Genomic DNA, 240 nt, shown 5'->3' with positions numbered 1-240 from the left:
AGCCTACCCGCAGGGCGCATTTGAAAGCCTCATGGCCGCAAGGCAGTGGGTCGGCACGTTCGTGCGCTGGTACAACGAGGAACACCGTCACAGCGCTATCCAATTCGTTACACCGGCACAGCGTCACGCGGGCCTGGACGGCGCGCTGCTACGCAAACGCGCCGAGGTCTATGAAGCGGCCAAGGCCGCGCGCCCGGAGCGCTGGAGTGGCGATACGCGAAGCTGGGCGCCAGTGACGAC

At 66.2% G+C, this 240-nt stretch carries 1 protein-coding gene; it reads left to right on the top strand.

Translation table 11 applies throughout. The annotated features are described in order from the left end of the window. Nucleotides 1-240 (top strand): integrase core domain-containing protein (locus tag F1735_RS35240; protein ID WP_167241673.1); only part of this gene is annotated, 240 nt, incomplete at both ends.

Origin of the sequence: Massilia genomosp. 1 (assembly GCF_011682185.1) — a bacterium.
GTDB lineage: Bacteria > Pseudomonadota > Gammaproteobacteria > Burkholderiales > Burkholderiaceae_D > Telluria_A > Telluria_A rubra.
Note: the sequence above shows the minus strand (reverse complement) of the source record. Positions and strands in the feature narration are given on the sequence as shown.